We start from the raw sequence: 22,417 nt of genomic DNA, 5'->3' as shown, positions 1-22,417 counted from the left end.
TATTTACTACCTAAATCTACATAAAATAGACTTAGGAATAATTCTTGTAATTCTACTTGGTAATACGTCTAAATCTTCTTTAGTTAATCCACCTAGAAGTACTAATGTGAAAAAATAAGTTACTATTGCAAATGCTATAGAAATTAATAGAGCAATAGCATTTGCAAAATACCCTTCTTTAACATAACTAAATATATAATTAAAATTACTATACATTAACTTTGCAATTATTGCCATAACTATAGATGCCAGTATAGGATTAATTGCATGACTTAATAATTTTATTTTAACTCTTAGTGTTTTATTAATTGTAATATAGTTCAATATCAAAAGTATTGCAAAACTAACTGCATTTCCCATAATAGCACCTAATATATTAATGCTTGGAATTGCTACAAAAATATAATTAGTAATTATCTTTCCAACTATTCCAAAAAATGCATATACAGTAACTAAGTAAACTTTCCCAATTCCTTGAAGAATTGAAGTTTGAATACTAACCACAGCCATAAGTAATATCACAACTGATCCATATATTAGTAATCGTGCAACACTAGGACCATATTGGATTAGATTCACTACAGGGCCCGCTAAAACTGCAAGTCCAACTGCACAAGGTACTGCAACTAAAAAACAAAGCCTAAAAGCATAATTAATTTTATTTCTTACAGCCTTTTTGTCTCTAAGTGCCATTAAACTAGAAATAGATGGCAATATAGTTATTGCAAGTGATGAAATGATAGCTATAGGCACATTTATTAATGTTGTATATTTAAATAACACCCCCCATAAAACATTTGCTTGTACTTTAGTCATTCCAAAAGATAGCATCCTTGATTTAACTAACCACAAATCAATAAATAATCCTGATTGTTGTATTCCTAAACATATCGTCATCGGAATAGCAACACCCAACAACTTCTTTATTATTTTTTTAGTAGTAAATCTCTTTATATTTAACTGATCATATCCTTTAGGAACTCTAAACACTTTGTTTTTTTCATAAAAACGGATCATATAAATTACAGCAACTAGTGCTCCTACAGATGTTCCAATAGTTCCACCTGCAGCACCTGCTTCTACTCCATATTTTATAAAACACGCTGCAAAAACTAAACTAAATACAGTATTTGCAACTTGCTCAAATACCTGTGATACTGCAGTAGGTGTCATATTACCTCTTCCTTGAAAATAACCCCTATAAGCTGATAAAACAGAAGTAAGTAAAATAGTTGGAGCAAGTGCCATAATAGCTAATTTCGAAGGAGCACTGTTCGTTAAATTAGCTATAGGTGATACGAATATAAGCATTAGAATTGACATAATCACTCCTAATATAAAGAGTAAAAATCTAGCTATTTTAAAAGTCCTTACAGCATCCTTATAATTTCCGAGAGCTATAAGTTCTGACACGATTTTCGAAATAGCCACAGGAATGCCTGCATTAGTTAGTATATATATATATGTAAATATATTGTACGCTGAAGCATATACGCCTATCCCAATATCTCCTAATATCTTTCCTAAAAAAGGAACGTAAAGCAATGATAAAAACTTAACCAAAAAACTTGCTGCAGTTAATATTGCAAAACCTTTTGTGGTAGATTGTTTATTTAACTTTGCTTTTTCACCCATAAATTCACCCTCTAAAATTTAAATATATCTCTCTTAATCTTCTTCAATGCTGGTGGTAAGCTCTCTGCAATAGTTTTATTCTCCATATATGACAAATCCTCTGGGCAATTCTTAAATATTAATTTATATGCATACAAATATTGAGAATCCAAACCATATTTGTTATTAAAAAAGCTATTTATTTTTTTATTTCCATATTTAGGATCACCAAGGATAGGATTACCAAGCATACTCAAATGGGCTCTAAGTTGATGGCTTCTGCCTGTTAAAAGGTTAATATCAAGTAATGAGAATGTGCCACAACTTTCTATAGTTTTAACGTCCATTGCTATTCTTTTAGTATCTGGCTTTGGTTCTTTAAATACTTGAGATATATTGGCATCTTCGTTTTTATATATATAGCCTTCATAAATTCCATCCTTAATTCTTCCTGATACAAGTGCCATATAGTATTTTTCAATATTACGATCTCTTATCATTTCATTCAATAGTTTAAGAGATTTAAAATTCTTACCAAATATAACCATACCTGAAGTATTTCTATCTAATCTATTACAAGGTGCTGGCGTAAAAGTTATTTCATTTTCTGGTTTATAATCACCTTTATCAAATAAATAAGAAAGTGCATAATCTGTTAAAGTAGGTTCTCCATCTTTTTTATCAGCATGAACTAAAACCCCTGGCCATTTTTCTACCATTAATATATTAGCATCCTCAAAAGTTATCTTAAGTTTATTATCAATTCTTACAAATTCATCTTTCTTAAACTCACTAGTGATATATTTTGTTTCAACAATATCGCCTTCTACTAATGAATGTTTTTCCTTGATTTTGCTACCATTAACTCTAATATCACCTTTTCTAAAAGCTTTATATATTTTGCTGAGTGGCACATCTCCAAGTACCTTCCTCATAAATTTATCTGTTCTTTGTCCTGCTTCATTTGCTCCAATTTCTATCCTCATACATATCCTCCTAGATCTCTTTTATCTATTGATTAACTTCTATACATAATTAATCTACGCTATTAAAAATTCACATCAAGTATCAATTATATACTAAGTTGCATTATGATTTCAATAGAAATTCATAAGCTAACGTACATTGCATAGCTACACCTATTGATAAACAGCTCTCATCTATATCAAATAAACTTCCATGAGCCGGGTTTATTATACCTTTTTCCTTGTTTCCACTCCCTAAGAAATAAAATAGCGATGGTTTTTCCATAGAGAAATAAGCAAAACTTTCCACACCCATAGTAGGCTTATCTAATTTATAAACATTGCTTTCTCCGATTAGTTCTTTTGACTTATTCTCAAACATCTCTGAAAGCTCATCATTATTATGAAGACATGGATAGCTTTCCTCAATTTTAATCTCACATTCACCTCTCATGGCTTTAACTATACCTTCAACTACCTGGACTAATCTTTTCTTTATATATTCCCTGTGTTCACTCTTCATCGTCCTAATAATCCCTGATATTGTTACATCTTCAGGGATAATGTTTTGAGCTGTGCCACCATGAATTGAACCTACAGTTATAACTGCAGGATCTGTAGGTGGAATCTCGCGACTTACAATACTTTGAAGTGCAACTATAACGTTGCTTGCTATTACAATAGGATCAATAGTCACATGTGGGCTTGCACCATGCCCACCTTTACCTATTATTTTTATAGTAAATGGATTTGATGCAGCGTACGCGATGTCTCTTTTTAAACCAACAGTTCCAGCTTCTAACCATTCTTCTACATGAAGTCCAATAACAGCATCAACACTCGGATTCTCTAGTACTCCCTCTTTAATCATTAAAGGCGATCCACCAGTAGTTTCTTCTGCTGGCTCAAAAAACAATTTAACATTTCCCCTGAGTTCATCCTTCATGTTATTTAATATCCTAGCTGCACCTAAAAGTATAGTAGTATGAGCATCATGTCCACAAGCATGCATTTTACCATTAATCTTAGATGCGTAATCACAGACTTTCTTATCTTGAAGGGGAAGTGCATCCATATCTGCTCTTAAAGCAACCGTTTTTTTACCATTACCTCTAATAATAGCACAGATTCCAGTTTGTGCTACCTCATAAAATTCAATGCCTTCCGCCTTTAAAAAATCTTTTACCTTTTGGCTAGTTCTAAATAAATCAAATCCCAATTCTGGATTTTGATGTATATCGCGCCTCATATCTATTAACTCACTCTCAATATTTTTTGCCATATTTAAAAAATTCACAATTTCCACCCCTTCGCTTCACCTTTTTAATTTTGTTTCCTCTGTGCCAATAATATTTTCCCAATATATTTCAATTACATCTCCATCATTTAGCGGCTGATAATAATCAGCTTTACTACCATTAAGCTTTAATATTAAGTTTCCTTTTGAAATAGTCAAATCAAAATCCACATAATTAAAAATATCTACAAATATGTATTTATCTTTTCCTTTAAGACCTATCATATTTTTATTCACTTTAACATTCAAATTTTGTGTTTCATTTTGTTCATTCTTATTATCTTTTTTTTCCACCTTAATTTCTTTAGTAATTTCTGCTACTTTATATATTCTGTCCCCTTCTTTTATAACATAATCCGAAAGCAATTTTTTATTATCTATCATAAAAGCTAAGCCACGAGTATCATCACCAAAATACTTTGCATATTCACTAATTGTAGTAGGTATTACTATTGAAACATCATCATCTTCTTTTATTACACTATTTATTATAGTTCTTATACCGTTAATAAATGCTACAGGCTCAATGTTACGAATTACATCTTCAAAATAAAAGCTTACAGTTTGGATATTTTTTACATACTCCATAATTTTAGGCTCAGCACTTTTCCCATCTACACTAAAGATAACGTCGATGATATCACCTTCAACCACCTCAGAATCAATATTACTAAGCAAGTCATTAATCTTAATTTCAGCACTCTTAGCTAAGCTTCCAAATGCCACTCTTTTTATTCCATCAACTATAAATCTTATATTACGTCCATTTTTACCAATCAATATCTTAGGATTTATACCCTCTTGCATCATCACATCCATCACAGTATGTTTATGTGCATTAAATAAACTTATAATCTTATCATTTATCGTCACATCAACAAAATCATTTCCTAACCTTTTAATTGATACCAGCGCTATACCTAAAACTGTAACTCCAATACTTCCCATGCCAGCATCACATATACAGTCAGTTACTGAATCACGACCTTTAATAACTACACGGTTAATTGGTAGATTTAAAATTTTAACAATATTTTCTTTAATAAAAGGTGTATGTGCTCCACCTCCTACAAGAAATACTGCATTTGGCGCTTTTCCACCATTTAATTCAATTATTCTATTTCCAATTTCTTCCGAAATTTTCACAACAATAGGATTAATTATTTTTAATACTTCTTCTGGTTCTAAAATATTTTCAAAACCTAACACATCTATGTATTGAATTTTATCTTTCCCACTACATTCTTTTTTAATTTTCTCAGCAGTATTAAAATCAACTAAATATGCTTGAGCTATTATTTCAGTTACCTCATCCCCTGCCATCGGTACCATACCATATGCACTTATACTATCTTTGCTACTAATAGCAATATCTGATGTTCCTGCGCCAATATCCACTAAAGCCAAATTTAGAAGTCTCAAGTTTTGTGGCACGGCAGCTTCCATTGCAGCTATAGGTTCAAGTGTTAAACTTACAACTTCAAGCGACGCCTTATCCATAACTGCATATAGACTATCAACTACTGACCGTGGAAGAAATGTAGCAATTATCTCTACTGCAATTTTTTCTCCTTTATGTGATTTTAAATTTGTGATTACGTATCCATTTAAATAATAATTTTTCACACTATATCCTACACAATAAAGCTTACCTTGAGAGGCCTTTGCCACTTCCTCCTCTGCCATCCTAACTGCAGTGAGTTCTAAGCTTCTAATGGTTTCCCTATCAATTTCTTTATCAATATCAACTTCTATTTCAGACTTAACTTGTGTTGTCCTTAAAAAGCGCCCTGCTGCTGCAATCGCAACTTTAGTTAATTTAACATTTAAATTATCTTCTAATTCTTTTTTCACCTTTAATACTCCACTGGCTACCAATTGAATGTCATGAATTTGACCATCAATCATAGCTCTTTCTTCATGTTCAATATAACTTTCAGAAAGAACTTGGAATTTTTTTTCAGATATTATACCAACTGTTCCTATAATAGATCTTGTTCCTATATCTAAAGCAAATATCAGTTCCTCTAAATTTACATTTGTGATTTTCATTTTTATACCTCTTTCTCACAAAATTATTTGAATGTTACTAATCTGAATTAAGCTCATATTCATAGAATATGAGCTTAATGAAATTATATAACATTATATAACAATATTCAATAAAACTACTATATTAACTTAAATCATCTCCTTCGGAGCTGCAATATTAATAAATAATTAAATATCATAATATATTATATAAAAATGCTATATCCAATTATTTGTATTTATTACAAATAATTTATTTTGCTTACATCTTGCAACAATAACCCTTATAAAATATTATTTTCGGCTTATTATTATGGTACAGTTTATTTGTAATTTTATATAACAGCTCTATCTGTTCCAATTTTTTCCACCTCGTCATGTAGCATGTCTCCTACCTTCATTCAAAAAATCCTTTATAATTTACATGTCTTGTGTTATAATACAGTCGAGGTGATTATCATCGATACTAAAACAATAGAAAAAATATCAACAACAAAATTAGCTCATAAACTTGAAAACCAAGAGAAAAAAGATTTAATGTCCACGAATAATTTAATATATGACTCTGCTGAGGAATACCTTAATAACTATAAGATTAATTAAACTAGGGAAACAATCGTTAATCTAAATAAATAACTACTTACCTTTATTATATATTTACCACATTTTTAGTAATATTAAATTATTTAAAGTTGTATTCTTCTTAGAGAGTACAGCTTTTTATATAACAATTCGCTTACATTTTTTTCAGTTATTTCCATGTAAACGTAGGTCATAAAGATATTTATTTTATATTTCATTTTTTATATTGCGCAAATCTTGGACATACTGTATAGTGATAATTAAATATACTATATTGGAATTTTGGAGGCGTAACTATGAGAGTAAATGAAGTAATAATGTACGATAAGTCAGCTTTTTTAATATATGTCACTCAGCAAGAACATGATGATCCGTCTTTTCAAACTATGTTGGATGGCTATAAAAAAAATTGCAATGACGTATCCGTTTTTATTAATGAATCTCTACCTATATGTGAAATGTTAAAAAAATTTATTCAACAATATCAGCATTAAAAAAAAAGGACTATCCACCAACTTCGGTAAATAGTCCTTTTTTGCTTTGTGCCTAATTTATGTGTAATAATTGGAATTTATACAATTTTCAATATGTTCCATGCCATCAAAATTACTTGTGCTGAATATTTATATTTATACTGCTATACTTACCTGTTGGTGTAATTGCTGTTATATTTGCAGACATTAAAGCAGTCATTGGATTATAAACTATATTGCTTTTTATGCAAGCAGTTCCGTCAGAGTTCCTTTCAAAGGTCGCCCCTATAAGACTCACATGGCCATCCAATTCACTAAATTTTGTAATTAAGTTTGCATTTTGATCTAGTGCTATAAATGGAATTACCTTTGATTCACCAGAATATATAACTTCACTTGGAACTATTAATATGAACGAATCTATTTGCGCTTGTTTCTTTAATGTAGTACTTATTGTTGAAGATGTACCTCTCAAAGTAAATGCAGTGATCGCTACTGGCATATCCATTAAAATAGTATCGCTAGTTGCTGTTACTTTTATTAATCCTATCGATGGGTCTGTAGGATCTTTTACAAGTTGAGCTACTACATATGGGTTTGACATATTCAACATATGATCACCAGTCAATATTAGGCCCTGTTCCATAAGCGTATAATTTGTTGTAGGTTTCCCACTAATATCTGTAGCTAGGTATCCAGCATAGAAAACAGTTGTAGTATCCCCTGCAGTCAACACTTTATTATCAACATTTTTTAATGATAAAAGTTTTATATCACTTAATGTACTACCTTGTGTAGATCCCACTAATTCAACTCTTAATATAGCATTTGTTGAAACTCCACTTATTGGGTCATTGGCAGTTATTACTATACCCGAAGTAAATGTAAAAATATTCATGTTTGGTGTAACTTTAAGTATACCATTGCTTCCTTCTACAGTACCAACTCCAGATTTGAAGATTATACCATTAGCAAGTGGTGTCTTTGTAATATCATTTCCTAATGAATCTAATACTTGATAAGTTGCATGTCCATCTCCAAAACCACTAGTTGCATTATCAACTTCTAATTTAGTTGAAGTAATGTTAATCTTAGCAATTTTTTGTTGAGTTATTTCTATACCATTATTATATTTAATAGTTGAAATGTCTACAGAATCTTTATTCACTTGTGTTCCATCATTATTTTTTATCCAACCGGTATCGTCTGTTTTTATAAAAATATCACCTTTACTTTTAACTACTGCATCATTAATTTGTTTTGCATTATTTAAATCATTCGCATACTCTAAAGTATACATATTTTCTCCTATTACCACAGAAAAATTTGTAACATCGCTAAAACCACTTAACCCCAGTGCCATCACTGGTCTTGACAGCGTAGCTATCAATAACACAAATCCCATCATCATAATTTTTTTAAAATTTTTCATTAATAGATCCCCCTTTTTTTATTACATTAAAACGCAATAAAAGCTATGTAAATATGTATTAACAAACATTAGCATTTACTTTTTATGTTGTTAATAGTTACATATTAACACAATTTATGTTAATAATAAATATTTATAAATTTACCTATATGCGAAATTCCAAAAAACTTTATTCAACAATATCAGCATTAAAAGCAAAAGGACTATCCACCCAATTAGGTAAATAATCCTTTTTTACTTTTCTGATCACTTTTATGAATTTGAATCGGTTTTATATCTATTAATAACTATTGTAGGACAAAATTTAAACTCTCTTATTTGTTCAATATTTTATTAAACCAATTATTTTTTTTCTCACTCTCATACTCTACCCTCGATTGTTGCATATTTTCTAAACTTTCTTGTAGGTTATAACTACAATAACAACAAAAAATTTCATTTTCATCTGCTTCTTTCCCGCAATTTCCACATATGATCAATTTTATCCTCTACTTTCCACTATTATTTATTTTACCTCTGACTAGTATTACCTAATTTATACTAAATTATTCTATTCCATAATGAATAGAATTTTGAAAATAGTCTATAATTTAGATATCCTTTTATTTTGAATGTTTTAACTGAAAATAAAAAAGTACTGCACTTAGGAATTTGCCTTTGTGCAGTACTTTTTTATTTATAATTTTATTACCTATGATTATGTAGTTGTTTATTCCCACAGATTGGACAACATTAGGAGATTTATACTTTTGAAATCAAAGAGTTATTATAAAGTACACTAGTATCAAATTTCCGTATAATATCCCCTTCAAACTTAATCTCTAAGTCCTTATCATTAATAGAAATAACAGTCCCACTTCCAAAACTTTTATGTATTACTGTATCCCCTTCTTTAAAAGGTAGGTTAACATCATTACCACCTATGATATTGCATTCCTTAATAAATCGTGATGTTTCTTTAACCTTTCCTTTAACGCTTTTACTAATGCATAACCAAACATTATCTATAGCTCTTGTTATTCCTACATAAAAGAGTCTTCGCTCTTCTTCTAGGTTGTTTTCTATACTATTAGCATGTGGGATATTTTCCTCATTACAATTGATCAAAAATACGTTTTTAAACTCCATCCCTTTTACTCCATGAATTGTACTAAGTATGACCGCATCCTCTTCTACATTTCTCTTATGCTTACTTATTTCTTCTTTAACCTGTTCTACATGGGCTAGAAAGGCTATTATATTATTATATCCTTCAGCTGATTGCCTAAATTCGTCTATAACATCTTCCATCTCACCTAAGTCAATTTTAAATTTAGTGCAATATTCCTTTATATAATCATGATACCCTATGCTTAATACTAAATTATCTATTGCACTCGCTAATGAAATTTTGTTTAAATAATGTATATCTTTTTTTAACTTATCTATCATCTTCATCTGAAATATAGGTATACCATCAATTTCCTTTAACATTTCAAAACAATCCTCGCGTACAATATTTCTTTTTATATTATCTAAATTTAATCTGCTTACATATCTAAATGGCTTATTAATTATTCTAAGAAAACTTTCTTTATCACTTAAATCAATACTTAATTTTAAATATGCAATTATATCTTTACATATAAAATGTTGAAAAAAATCATATTCCTTATCTAAAAGCATGAAAGGAATCCTTTTTTTAATAAAAACATCTACTAAGCTTCTGCATTCTACATTTGTTCTATATAATATGGCATTGTCTCTATAATTTTTATCTGGGCCTGTCATATGTTTTTGAATAATATTACTAATTTCCTCTGCTTGTGCATTTTCATTTACATTATTAAGCACAACAATGCCACCATCTCGCTCTTTAAATGCTATTATGTTCTTTTCATTTCTCATCTGATTATTTTTTATAGTATTCATGGATATTTCTACTATATTCTTTGGACACCTGTAATTAGTTGATAGTTGTAATTTTCCTCCACCCTCAAAATGCTCTGAGAACTTAACCATACATTCAGGATTTGACCCTCTAAATCCATAGATACATTGATCCTCATCCCCCACTGCAAATATGGAGTTTTCCTCATTTAAAAGTTTTAATATCTCGACTTGCATAGAATCACAATCTTGAAATTCATCAACTAAGATATGCTTAAATAAAGATCTATACCCCTGAAGTATCTTGTAATTTTTTACAAATAAATCTCTACATCCTATTTGTAAATCATCAAAATCAAATAAATTTCTTTCTTTCCTATATTGCTCATAAATATTATATGCTGCTATAAATATTCCTTTATCAATACTAGGAGAGAACTTTTCTAGGGTATTATCGCTTGTTTTAAACACGGAAATATTATTTATAACTTCTTTTACCTTTTCATCACCTACCTCATCTAGGTAGGACATTAATACGTTTTTTATAAGTTTATATACTTCGAATGTATCTATTATTTTTATTTCACCATAATAATTTTTGAGTATTTTATAAAACAAACCGTGAAATGTTCCAAAAAACGGAACACTTGCCCTTCCATTAATAGCAATGTACCTATTTTTCATATTAATAGCTGCAGCTCTTGTAAAAGTAATTACAATAATATTCTTTGGGCTAAAATTTTGTTCATTTATTAGATGAACAATTCTATTAACAATGACAACCGTTTTACCACTTCCTGGTCCTGCTGTAACTAATAAATTTCTATTATTAGAAAAAACAGCGTCCCTTTGCTCTTTACTTAATTTAGTGCTTATTTTACTATCTCCAATTTTATTATTCATATTATGCTTTTTCTCCACTCTAATCCACCTACTTTAATTTATCATATATTTTGCTTAAACCTAAAATACTAGTATAATAGTCCTAACAAAACATTAATATATAATTATGTTATAATTCCATTATATACTTTTATTAAATTTCAAAGGGGAAAAAACTATGATATATTCAAAAGATTTTAATGTGAGAAATGAAAGAAATCTAACAATGCTTGTAGACTTTTATGAATTAACTATGGCAAATGGTTATCTTGATAATAATGTTCAAGACAAAACTGCATACTTTGATATGTTTTTTAGGCGAATTCCTGATGGCGGCGGTTATTGCGTTATGGCCGGTGTACAGCAATTACTTGAATACCTTTCTGATTTATCATTTTCAAAGGATGATATAGCCTATCTTGAGAGTAAAAATACTTTTTCAGATAAATTTATTGATTATTTAAAGAGTTTTAAATTTTCTTGTGACGTATGGGCAATACCTGAAGGTTATCCTGTTTTTCCTGGTGAACCCCTAGTTACAGTTAAAGGACCTATTATACAGGCTCAATTTGTTGAGACAATGATCCTTCTTACAATAAATCATCAAACATTAATTGCTACTAAAGCTAGTAGAATATGTAGAGCTGCAAAAGGTAGACCTGTAATGGAATTTGGTTCAAGGCGTGCTCAAGGATATGATGGTGCTATATATGGAGCTCGTGCTGCTGTTATTGGTGGTTGCGTTGGTACTGCTTGTACTATTGCCGAGGAAATGTTTGATATTCCAGCACTAGGAACTATGGCTCATAGTTGGGTACAACTTTTCGATACTGAATATGATGCCTTTAAAGCTTGGACGATAACTTACCCAGATAACTGTGTACTTCTTATAGATACTTATAATGTACTACGCTCTGGTATACTTAATGCTATAAAGGTGTTTAATGATGTACTTAAACCTATGGGCAAAAGGCCTAAAGGAATACGAATTGATAGCGGTGATATTACTTATCTAACTAAAAAAGTTAGAGAAATATTAGATGAAGCTGGATATGATGATGTAAAGATTACTGTTTCTAACTCGCTCGATGAATATATTATTAGCGGAGTACTAGAAAACGGCGCACAAATTGATAACTTTGGTGTTGGCGAAAGGCTTATTACTGCAAGATCTGAACCAGTATTTGGTGGTGTTTATAAACTTGTTGCAGTTGAAAATGATGGAGTAATAATACCAAAGATTAAAATTAGTGAAAATGCAGAAAAAATTATTAATCCTGCTTTTAAAAAACTATATAGAATTTTTGATAAAACAACTCATAAAGCCATTGCAGATTTCATTACCTTACATGACGAAAAATTTGATGAAAGCAGACCCCTTGAGATATTTAATCCAACTTATACTTGGAAAAAGAAAAATCTTAAACACTACTATATAAAAGAGCTTATGGTTAAACTATTTGAAAATGGTAAACAAATTTATGAATCTCCATCTGTTATGGAAATAAAAGCATTTTCTGAACAAGAAGTCTCTAAATTATGGACAGAAGTTTTAAGATTTGATAATCCCCACGCATATTATGTAGATCTTTCTTGGAATTTATGGAACCTAAAACAAGGTTTATTAAATCATTATTCTGAAATTCTTGAGGAATAACATGAATATGCCAATTACCTTATAGATGAATGTTAGGAGGACGTATGGCACAACCATTAAAAATCAAAATTTCAAAAGTTGCTCTAGATGAGCTAATGGAAATGATTCAGCTTGACGAAACATGTGATAGCGTAAGATTCGTATTCGACAGTGCTTGTTGCAAGACTTCAAAAGTTGACATTTACCTAGATAATTTTAAAACAGGAGATATTAAAAACAATATTGAAACTTTAAAAATATTATATGACAATACTCTTTTAGATAATATTTGCGAACTCACAATAGCCTATAGTGATTCTAGATTTTGGGTTAAAACAACGCTTACAGTCGATAGTAAACCTAGTTGCCCAAAACATGGAAGTGACTCTTGTGGTGGTTGCTCTGGACATTGCGGTTCACATTAATTACTAAAATTACAACAAAAAGCTAACCAAAATTAAATTGGTTAGCTTTTTAATATAGACTTATGTTGTTAAACATTTACTAACGGTCCCTCTGTTTGTGCAAATAAATTCTTAGAGCTCCCAAAGATATCCTTGCACTTAAGTTCTGGAAACCAAATTGCAATTTCATATTCTGCACTATCTATGCTATCAGAGGCATGAACTAAATTATTAGTTTTATCTATTGCAAATTTTCCTCTTATGCTTCCAATTTCTGCTTTAACAGGATCCTTATCTCCATTAATTTTCCTTGTTACTTCAATAGCTTTTTCACCCATTAAAACCATAGCACATATCTTGCCTTCAGTAATATAATTTATTAGTTTTTCAAAATATTCGCGTCCCTCATGTTCACTGTAATGTTTTCTTGCAATATCTTTTGTAGCCGTTATCATTTTAAGTGCTACAATTTCTAGTGATTTCTCCTCATACTGGTTAATGATTCTTCCAATTAGTCCACGTTTAACTCCATCAGGTTTAATTAATATCAAGGTTCTTTCCAATTAAACTCACTTCCCTGCTTAATATTTTAGGAAAACAAAATTAAATCCCATTAGTTAATATTATGCACAATTACATAATATTAATACTATAAGTATCGATCTTTGTACAATGATTTCAATTGTGAATTTCTATCATCACTAAATATATCATAATCAGCAATATTCTTAATGATAAATGGTTTAAACTCTTTTAACTCAACAAATGGGCATTTCCCTCCATTATCTGACCATTTATGTAGATCACACTCTTTAAAACACTCTACCTCTTCCTCCATAGTTGTTAAAAAAGGACACTGTAACATCTCATCACTCCATTCCCATAATTTGTTACTAAAGTAACTTTGTAACTTTAGTAACATTATAAGACTTTTTACCAATAAATTGAAGTGTTTTTTTAATATTAACTATAAATAATTAAATATCGTTAATATCCAAGTTCCTCACCAATCACAACCACTGTCATATCTGTTCTCACAGGCCTTCTTTTTATTACAGAGTAAACTCTACATATTCTACTAGCTGCTTTACAATCCATGCAGACACCAGTTTTAGTACAAGGATTTGGCATCTTTAGTCTCATGTTATTCATTGGCGACGCAATTTGTTCTAGTCTTTCAAAAGCTGAAGATTCATTTTTACAAATTTTATTAACGCCAACTACAATAATAACTTTTTTAGGTCCAAATGTCATTGCGGCGATTCTATTTCCTACACCATCAATATTGACAAGTTCACCATCCATTGTCACAGCATTAGAACTACATATAAAAACATCACTAAGGAGTTCCCCTCTCATAGTTTCCATTTTATCATCAGGTGATAAAGTCGGATCACCATGATCTAGAACAAATCCTCCAAGGGATGCTACCTTTTCTTGTATACCGAGTTTTACTACAGTCATAGATCCTCCAAAGCCAACCTTGTCTCCTTTACGTATATTATCCATTATAAATTTTGATGCCTCAACGCCTGTTTTAAAATAAATAGCTGAAAAATCATTTTTTTTAAGATTTTCTACCACCTTTAACCCTATAGTCTCATTATGTAAATTATAAATTTCTTTCATTTTTTTCCTCCTTTTTTAATATGCTTTATAGGCATATTGTATATAAAATATATCAATGATATAATTGTACATACTAGATGTTTTTTAAACAAGTACTAACTTATAAGTTACTTAGTATCTTAAGTGACCTAATATCCTGAATTGCTATATATTACTAAATTTACAATAAGAAATACAGGAGGTATTTATGAGCGATAAAATAATGAAAATAAATAACAAAGAATATAGTTGTGCTATAGAATTAACATTAGATATTATAGGTGGTAAATGGAAGCCAATAATTCTTTGGAGATTAGCTAATAACGGCGTATTAAGGTTTAGTGAATTAAAACGATCCATGGGTGTAATAACACAAAAAATGTTAACACAACAACTTAGAGAATTAGAATCATACGAAATGGTTCATAGAAAAGTATATGCCGAGGTTCCACCAAAAGTAGAATACTCTTTAACAAAACAAGGTAAAAGCGTAGTGCCACTACTCGACATTATGTGTAAATGGGGAACAGATTATTATGAAGAATCTATAAATGACAAAAAAGAATAGTGTTATGTTTTAACTTTTAGGGCATATTATTTCCTAAAAGGAGTGATTTTTTTGATCATAACAAGTGCATCTCTATCATATATGTTTTTTGTTGTCTCTATAATAGAATTTATATTTTTTCTATATTACAAATTTCTTGTAATTAACACCGGTGCTAAAAGTAAACGGCGAAAAAATATTATTGGAACTATGAAAGATCCCGAGCATTGGAGAAAAAGAAATAATATAATAGCTTTTATTTCTCTATTTTGGTCCCTTATATCAATTATTGCTTTTATTTATTTGAAATTTTTCTATTCTACGCGTTTACTTTCAATAGTATATGTTTTTATCTATATAGCTGCTATTGCGTTAAGTGTTTGCGTATTCATTAAGAAAAATAAGATTGTTCCTAATAAATAGCATAACCTAAAAAGCAGTAATAATTTAAACATTATTACTGCTTTTTAAAACTTTATTTTTCTAATACTTTGATAAAACTTTTAATAATCTGAGCTGTGAATCCCCATATTACGTAGTTATTATACTCATAGAAATATTGATCTAAAAAACCTTTTCTAAACTTGTAGTTTTTTCCTCCATTAATTAAATGGAAAGGAAAACCTTCTTGTTTTAAGGGTCCTATCTCCATATTATAATAGAGTGGCTCACTCTCTAAAAAAAATTTTAATGGTACTTTAAATATATGATCCACTTCATCTTCGCTGGGGTTTATTTCTCCATATTTTAGATACCCTACATAAGCATACATTATATTTCCATAAGGACTTATATAATAATCCATATCTCCAATTATTTTAATTTGATCTCTTTCCAAATTCAGTTCTTCCATAGTTTCTCGCACCGCGGCTTCTTTTGGATCTTCATTCAGCTCAACTCTCCCACCTGGCAGACAAACATCACCTGGCTGACTTCTTAATTTCAAAGCGCGTACTTCAAATACAATAGATAACTCATCATTATCCTCTACAAGTAATATCATAACCGCACTTTTATCAAACTCCCCTATTACTTTAGGAATCCTATCCTTAAATATTTCTTCTACCTTATTTATCATGTTAATCACAACCTTTCTAGTGCCACCCACGTGGCAAGTGGCAAGTGAAATTATTACATCAATATATACTTTTAACTATAACATAAAATAAGAAAAATTTGTTAATCATGCTTAAATGATGTCATTATGTTAACTTCGTCCTAAATAGATTATGTTAAACAATGTACCTTGTTCTTCATAAATTAAAATGCTATACTTATGCTTGTGTTTACTCATGTATAAATATAAAATTTAATTAAACTGGAGAGATGAAAATTGAAAAGAAGAAACCGACTTTTATTATTCACACTGCTCTTTACTTTAGTCTTTTCTACAACAGTTTTTGCCGCTACTAACCCACCAGAATTAGATGGTAAAGCTGCAATCTCTGTAGATATGGACACTAATGAAATTATTTACGCAAAAAACATTGATAATAAGATGTACCCTGCCAGCATTACAAAGCTTATTACAGCTTTGCTACTTGCTGAAAATAAGACTACAACGGACAACTTAAAATACACTAAGAATGCAAAGGCGCAACCACCATACTCTTATAACCTAAACATTCATCCCGTAGCTATCGGAGATACAATGTCCGCTGATAATGTAATGGATGGACTTCTTCTTTATTCTGGAAATGATATTGCTTATATGATTGCTGATAACGTTGGTGGAAATCCAGTTAATTTTGCTAAAATGATGAATGATAAAGCCGCAAAACTCGGAATGACAGGCTCTCATTTTATCACCCCAAATGGTTTGGATGATGCAAATGATAAGCACTTTACAACGCCCTACGACTTAACTCTCGCAGGAAGAGCTGCTTATAAAAATGATTGGGTAAAGAAATCTATGGGTAAAAAAACAAGTGTAATTAAATCTGCTAATGGTCCTGTTGCTACTGTTACTAACAGAAATAAACTGCTTGGCATAGATGGTAACGTAGGTGGTAAAACTGGATATACAATAAAGGCTGGAAGATGCCTAATTTCTATATATGAACGTAATGGTCGCCATATTTTGGGTGTCGTTATGAATTCTACATATAACCTACCAAAAGATACAATAGTTTTTGATGACATGACCAAACTTATTAATTATAGTTATGCTGCTAAAAAAGAAGTAACTACAAAAAAAGATACTGTTATTAAAACAATAATATCTGTACCCTATAAAGTTATTCCATTTATAGGACCAACAAAAACAATTAATATACCACTAGACTCAAAAGAAGATGTGACTTTTTATAAAAATGATGTCAAACGAGAAACTACCATTAAAGTCGATCCTATAAAGCCATGGAAACTTAATAAAAAAACCTCTATTGGAACTTTAGTTGTTAAACAAAAGGATTATGTAAAAACTTATAAATTATATCCAATGGTTTCAAAAGCTACTATACTCAAAAATAATATAATTATCTATGCTGCAATTGTGATTGTTCTAATTGCTATTATAGTATTAGTTTTCCTATTGATATCTTCTATTCGTAGACGCAAAAATCGCAGTGGTAGAAGAATAAGATACTAGTACATTTATAAAAGGGATTATGTTAACTTTTTAGTTAATATAATCCCTTTTTGAATATAGTTATAAATTTTCATATACCTTCTTCCGTTTTCTAAAATTTAACCTACCGTCTAAACTAACTAAAGTTACTCCTACTATTATAACTACACACCCTAATACCTGCCAAATCGTAATGGTTTCATTTAGTATAACTGCTGCTGCAATCAGACTCATAATAGGCTGTAAATTTATATAGGTAGTTATAATTGTTGCTCCAAGTTCCTTAAGGCAATGTACATATACTACATATCCGACACATGAGCAAAAAATTGATAGAAAAATTAAATTTAATATAACCTTTGCAGAAGGAATTTGCAAATTACTAAACAATAGTGAGGGACTAAGAAATAATGATCCCCACATGATCTCATAAGTAGTTATAGTTATTACTTTATAATTTCCTTTGAAGCTACTACAAACCATGTTATAAATTACCCAAGAAAACACTGCCCCAAGCGCCATAAGATCTCCTATATTTCCTTTTGATAAAAAACTTACTCTTTCTTTAGATGCAATTATTATAATAATTCCAACTAAACTTAAGGTAGCGCCAGATATTTTTCCATAAGTTAATTTTTCTTTAAAAATTATTCTTTGGGAAAATATAGTAAATACAGGTATTGATGCAATTAAAATTGCGACATTTGATGCGGATGTAAATGCTACAGCATAGTTCTCAAAGATGAAATATATTGCTACTCCAAAAAGCCCACCTAAAGCAAATTTAGATTTGTCTCTTTTTAAAACTTTTTCCTCAGGAAATTTTACTTTTAATATTATAAATAAAATTATAGCGGCTAGTACAAACCTATAAAAGGCTGATAATACTGGACTTACCTCTTCTGATACGACCTTTATGCTTAAATAAGATAAACTCCATATAAACATTAATATAATTGCCATTATATGCGGTGCCACTTTATTTTTCAATATATCATTCCCCCTTACTTCTCCTTTATTTTTATCAATGCTATAATTATATAGCAAAACTTTCAAAAATTAAACTCAATTTTGTCATAGTTATACATTTATTTTAGTCTCTTATAATAGTAATTCTTCTAATATTATAACCTTAGTACTTTCACCCTTTACTTAAACTTCTAAAATAGTGTTTTGCAATTTCAGTATTGTTAATATATCACTTTTATAGTATTATAATATTGTATTCGATTATATATTGATGTTTATGATAATTTTCACCAATATGTATTTCAATTATCAAAATAATTACGTAATCATACGTGGAGGTGTCAACTTGAGAAAAGAATTTTCCCTAAGTAATGAAAAAGTAATGATAAATTTTACTGCAAAATATTGTAATACTCCTGTTAAATTATTAGAAAGTGTTGGATTCAGAAGAGTTTTTAACGCTTATCTCAAGAAAATCAAAAAGAAGAAATCAAATATATACAAATATTTGATAGAAAACACACACACAGAAACTGAGGATTTAGATATTTTAACAATACATTTATTTAAACTCCTATCAGTACTAAATGCAAATGAAATTGTAGATTTAAATACTAAATATAGTGCTCTTATAAATAATAAAAGTACTTTCATAGATTTCATAGAGGACTTCTATAGTTTTTGGAGAAAACTTGAAAGATATACTGTAATTCACAACAATAAAATAAATGAAGGTATAGAAAAAACAAGTTTTGTTGAAGCTAATAATGGTTTTTCAATGCTTATACTTGATTTATATAGAAAAATCGAGGAAAATGTTGTTGGTTATAAACCTAAAGTTTACAGACAATTACCCGCAGGTGGTAATGCTGGTTTAATTGTTAATACTATAAATTGGCCAATGCCTTTAGGATATGAACAATTGAAAAATGTTCCATTTATTGATGCAATAATTTTAGATTTACCTTATATAAGTTACCCTAAAAAGAATACACGTGATGGAATTTTTGATGAATGTTTTGAAAACCCATTAAAAAATTGTACTATAACACCAGACCATTGGTTTTGTTATCCAGCTAAGGTAGGTACACTACTTGCATTCATTTATGTTCACAGGGATTTTATGGCTCATGCAATAACCCTTTGTAACTTATTCGAAATGGCAAAAGAAAAAGAGTATAGAGATATTAAACCAGATATAGTTTTTGTTTTCGGTGCCAAAGATTCTGCCCCTGACGTCAAAACAGTATTTTATGACGATAATGAAAATGATATTATGCTTGGATATATAAGTTATGGTGACGAAATAGATTACTTTGGATATGTAAAAAAGATGGCCTTAACGCTTCATAATTTAATAATGATTAAACGAGGTTCACTACCAATTCATGGTGCGATGGTACACATTATTATGAATAATGGTAACAGTGCTAATGTTGTTATTATGGGTGATAGCGGTGCTGGTAAATCTGAAAGTTTAGAAGCTTTTAGAAGTTTAAGTGAAGATTATATAAGCGATATGACCATAGTGTTTGATGATATGGGTTACTTAACTTTAAAAGATGATTCAAAACCACTAGCATTTGGAACTGAAATAGGAGCCTTCGTAAGACTTGATGATTTAGATGCAGGTTATGCTTTTAAAGAAATAGATAGAAGTATATTTATGAACCCTGATAAAATTAACGCAAGACTTGTTATGCCAGTAGCGAGCTATAAAGATATTATTAAGGGTTACCCTATAGATTTATTTCTTTATGCAAACAATTATGAAGAAGTAAAAGATGATATGGAAGAAATTAATTTCTTTACAAATGCAAAAGATGCAATTGATGTTTGTAAAAGAGGCGCTAGAATGGCAAAAGGTACTACAACCGAATTAGGCCTTGTAACATCTTATTTTGCAAATCCATTTGGACCTGTACAAAAACAAGAACTAGTAAATGTACTTATAGATAAATATTTTGAGGACCTTTTCAAAACAGGAGTGAAAGTTGGACAAATTAGAACTTCACTCGGAGTTAAAGGACAAGAAAAAGATGGTCCTAAAAAGGCTGCTAAGAAATTATTTGAATTAATTATAAAATAGTAATTATGTGAAAAGGCCACTGAAATTTATGTAAACATTTCAGTGGCCTTTTCGTTATTATTTGAATTCTTTTGTTATAACATCTGTTAATTTTTTACATGGTATAACTTTTAAGTTTTTAAATTTAACCCCCGCTTTTAAACAATTCTGAGGTATGTATGCCTTTTTAAATCCCATTCTGTCTACTTCTTTTAATCTCTGTTCTAAAGATGGGACTTTTTTTAATTCACCAGTTAAACCTAGTTCTCCAATAAATACTGTATCTGTAGCTATTCCGTGATTCAGTGATGAGGATGCGATGCTCATCACTACAGCAAGATTGACCGATGTTTCAGTTAGTTTAAGACCGCCTGTTGCTTTTATAATAACGTTCTTATCATAAAGCCCTATTCCTCCCCTTTCTTCAAGAATAGAAATAAGGGTTCCCAGTTGTTCCTTCCTTGCAAAACACTCACTTAGCCTGCTTGGATAAGGAGTAAAAGATTTAGATACAAGACTTTCTATTTCTATAACAATGGGTCTTGTTCCATCCTTTATAACAGCTAAAGCACTTCCTGGAACTAACTCATCTCTTTTGGTCATAAAAAACTCAGAAGGGTCAGTAATCTCTTCCATTCCTACGTCTGAAAGCCTAAACATGCCACTTTCTTCTGTATTTCCAAAACGATTTTTCTTACTTACCAAGTGCTTTAGTTCTTCGCCATCTTCTCCTTCAAGATATAATACAGTGTCTACTAAATGCTCGAGTATTCGTGGTCCTGCCATCTCATCGGCTTTTGTCATTTGCCCAACCAAAAAAACAGCTCTTGGTCTATCAGGATTTTTAGCTATATTCTTTAAAGCTGTTGCACATTCAATTACTTGAGTAGGTGAACCTGCCCTAGAACTTGAATATTCGTCCAAAGTAAATGTTTGAATACTATCAAGTATTATTAAATCAGCATCGACTGTTTCTATATGTTGTATTATTTCATCTAACTTTGTATCCGAAACAACCCAAAAGTTATCGGCTATTTCTTTTACTGTTCGGTCAGCCCTATTTTTAATTTGACTTTTACTTTCCTCTCCAGATGCATATAAAATTTTATATTCTTTCAATGAAAGTGAATTTGCGAGTTGCAGCAAAAGTGTAGACTTTCCAGCCCCTGGTGGAGCCGATATAATAGTAACACTATCTCTAACTATTCCTCCACCCATAACTCTATCAAACTCTGAGACTCCAGTAATTATTCTATCACTGTTAGACTGCAGCACCGCCTTTAGTTTTGTAGGTTTAGTTGCAGCTACCAAACTATTTAAAGTATTTTGTTTAGAAGAAGTCGCCTTAACAAGTTTCTCTTCATATGAATTCCATGCACCACAATCACTACATTTACCCATCCATTTTGGAGCATGTGACCCACACTCTTTACAAACATAGATTATTTTATCTTTTGCCAATCAGAGCCAT

At 30.2% G+C, this 22,417-nt stretch carries 18 protein-coding genes; 6 read left to right on the top strand and 12 right to left on the bottom strand.

What is annotated here, in order from left to right; all coding sequences use genetic code 11:
* Positions 1-6 precede the first annotated feature (6 nt).
* From LL038_RS00925 to LL038_RS00910, 4 genes are all read right to left on the bottom strand, one after another.
* On the bottom strand, positions 7-1,635 hold the full coding sequence (locus LL038_RS00925; RefSeq protein ID WP_216119615.1) for a putative polysaccharide biosynthesis protein: 1,629 nt from the start codon (positions 1,633-1,635) through the stop codon (positions 7-9).
* A gap of 11 nt (positions 1,636-1,646) precedes the next feature.
* Positions 1,647-2,600: an RluA family pseudouridine synthase gene (locus LL038_RS00920; protein WP_216119614.1), complete on the bottom strand. Its 954-nt coding sequence runs from the start codon at positions 2,598-2,600 to the stop codon at positions 1,647-1,649.
* 103 nt (positions 2,601-2,703) lie between these two features.
* Entirely contained in the window at positions 2,704-3,861 is a 1,158-nt protein-coding gene (locus LL038_RS00915) for a M20 metallopeptidase family protein (protein ID WP_253199838.1), read from the bottom strand.
* A 33-nt stretch (positions 3,862-3,894) separates the two neighbouring features.
* Positions 3,895-5,928, bottom strand: a complete 2,034-nt coding sequence (locus LL038_RS00910) for a cell division protein FtsA (RefSeq protein WP_216119612.1) — start codon at positions 5,926-5,928, stop codon at positions 3,895-3,897.
* A gap of 857 nt (positions 5,929-6,785) precedes the next feature.
* On the opposite strand from LL038_RS00910, the gene LL038_RS00905 reads away from it, so the two are divergent.
* Complete coding sequence (locus tag LL038_RS00905; RefSeq protein WP_216119611.1) at positions 6,786-6,983, top strand: hypothetical protein; 198 nt, start codon at positions 6,786-6,788, stop codon at positions 6,981-6,983.
* A 112-nt stretch (positions 6,984-7,095) separates the two neighbouring features.
* Here the strand turns inward: LL038_RS00905 and LL038_RS00900 are convergent, their stop codons facing one another.
* Positions 7,096-8,394: a hypothetical protein gene (locus tag LL038_RS00900; protein ID WP_216119610.1), complete on the bottom strand. Its 1,299-nt coding sequence runs from the start codon at positions 8,392-8,394 to the stop codon at positions 7,096-7,098.
* Positions 8,395-9,135: 741 nt separating this feature from the next.
* Positions 9,136-11,184: an ATP-dependent helicase gene (locus LL038_RS00895; RefSeq protein ID WP_268055967.1), complete on the bottom strand. Its 2,049-nt coding sequence runs from the start codon at positions 11,182-11,184 to the stop codon at positions 9,136-9,138.
* A gap of 139 nt (positions 11,185-11,323) precedes the next feature.
* On the opposite strand from LL038_RS00895, the gene LL038_RS00890 reads away from it, so the two are divergent.
* Together LL038_RS00890 and LL038_RS00885 are read left to right on the top strand one after the other, a co-directional pair.
* Complete coding sequence (locus LL038_RS00890) at positions 11,324-12,802, top strand: nicotinate phosphoribosyltransferase (protein ID WP_216119609.1); 1,479 nt, start codon at positions 11,324-11,326, stop codon at positions 12,800-12,802.
* Between the two features lie 44 nt (positions 12,803-12,846).
* On the top strand, positions 12,847-13,206 hold the full coding sequence (locus LL038_RS00885) for a hypothetical protein (RefSeq protein WP_216119608.1): 360 nt from the start codon (positions 12,847-12,849) through the stop codon (positions 13,204-13,206).
* Positions 13,207-13,274: 68 nt separating this feature from the next.
* Here LL038_RS00885 and ndk read toward each other — a convergent pair whose 3' ends face one another.
* From ndk to LL038_RS00870, 3 genes are all read right to left on the bottom strand, one after another.
* A complete protein-coding gene (gene ndk / locus LL038_RS00880; protein WP_216119607.1) occupies positions 13,275-13,748 on the bottom strand; it encodes a nucleoside-diphosphate kinase in 474 nt (157 codons plus the stop codon).
* A gap of 86 nt (positions 13,749-13,834) precedes the next feature.
* Positions 13,835-14,050 carry a hypothetical protein gene (locus LL038_RS00875; RefSeq protein WP_216119606.1) on the bottom strand — a complete coding sequence of 72 codons (216 nt, stop codon included), beginning with the start codon at positions 14,048-14,050 and terminating at the stop codon, positions 13,835-13,837.
* Positions 14,051-14,172: 122 nt separating this feature from the next.
* A complete protein-coding gene (locus LL038_RS00870; protein ID WP_216119605.1) occupies positions 14,173-14,814 on the bottom strand; it encodes a lactate utilization protein in 642 nt (213 codons plus the stop codon).
* A 187-nt stretch (positions 14,815-15,001) separates the two neighbouring features.
* On the opposite strand from LL038_RS00870, the gene LL038_RS00865 reads away from it, so the two are divergent.
* Positions 15,002-15,361 carry a winged helix-turn-helix transcriptional regulator gene (locus LL038_RS00865; RefSeq protein WP_253199827.1) on the top strand — a complete coding sequence of 120 codons (360 nt, stop codon included), beginning with the start codon at positions 15,002-15,004 and terminating at the stop codon, positions 15,359-15,361.
* Between the two features lie 454 nt (positions 15,362-15,815).
* Here the strand turns inward: LL038_RS00865 and LL038_RS00860 are convergent, their stop codons facing one another.
* Positions 15,816-16,418, bottom strand: coding sequence for an NUDIX hydrolase (locus LL038_RS00860; protein WP_216119604.1), 603 nt, complete (start codon positions 16,416-16,418; stop codon positions 15,816-15,818).
* Between the two features lie 255 nt (positions 16,419-16,673).
* Between LL038_RS00860 and LL038_RS00855 the strand changes: the two genes are divergently transcribed.
* Positions 16,674-17,930 carry a D-alanyl-D-alanine carboxypeptidase family protein gene (locus LL038_RS00855; protein ID WP_216119603.1) on the top strand — a complete coding sequence of 419 codons (1,257 nt, stop codon included), beginning with the start codon at positions 16,674-16,676 and terminating at the stop codon, positions 17,928-17,930.
* A 60-nt stretch (positions 17,931-17,990) separates the two neighbouring features.
* On the opposite strand, the gene LL038_RS00850 is transcribed toward LL038_RS00855, so the two are convergent.
* On the bottom strand, positions 17,991-18,899 hold the full coding sequence (locus LL038_RS00850; protein ID WP_216101974.1) for a DMT family transporter: 909 nt from the start codon (positions 18,897-18,899) through the stop codon (positions 17,991-17,993).
* 325 nt (positions 18,900-19,224) lie between these two features.
* Between LL038_RS00850 and LL038_RS00845 the strand changes: the two genes are divergently transcribed.
* On the top strand, positions 19,225-20,967 hold the full coding sequence (locus LL038_RS00845) for a phosphoenolpyruvate carboxykinase (protein ID WP_216119602.1): 1,743 nt from the start codon (positions 19,225-19,227) through the stop codon (positions 20,965-20,967).
* Between the two features lie 57 nt (positions 20,968-21,024).
* On the opposite strand, the gene radA is transcribed toward LL038_RS00845, so the two are convergent.
* On the bottom strand, positions 21,025-22,407 hold the full coding sequence (gene radA, locus LL038_RS00840; protein WP_216119601.1) for a DNA repair protein RadA: 1,383 nt from the start codon (positions 22,405-22,407) through the stop codon (positions 21,025-21,027).
* Positions 22,408-22,417 lie beyond the last annotated feature (10 nt).

The organism is Clostridium estertheticum, assembly GCF_026650985.1.
GTDB classification, from domain to species: Bacteria; Bacillota; Clostridia; order Clostridiales; family Clostridiaceae; genus Clostridium_AD; species Clostridium_AD estertheticum_C.
The sequence above is the reverse complement of the archived record's forward strand: the minus strand, read 5'-3'. Positions and strand labels throughout refer to the sequence as shown.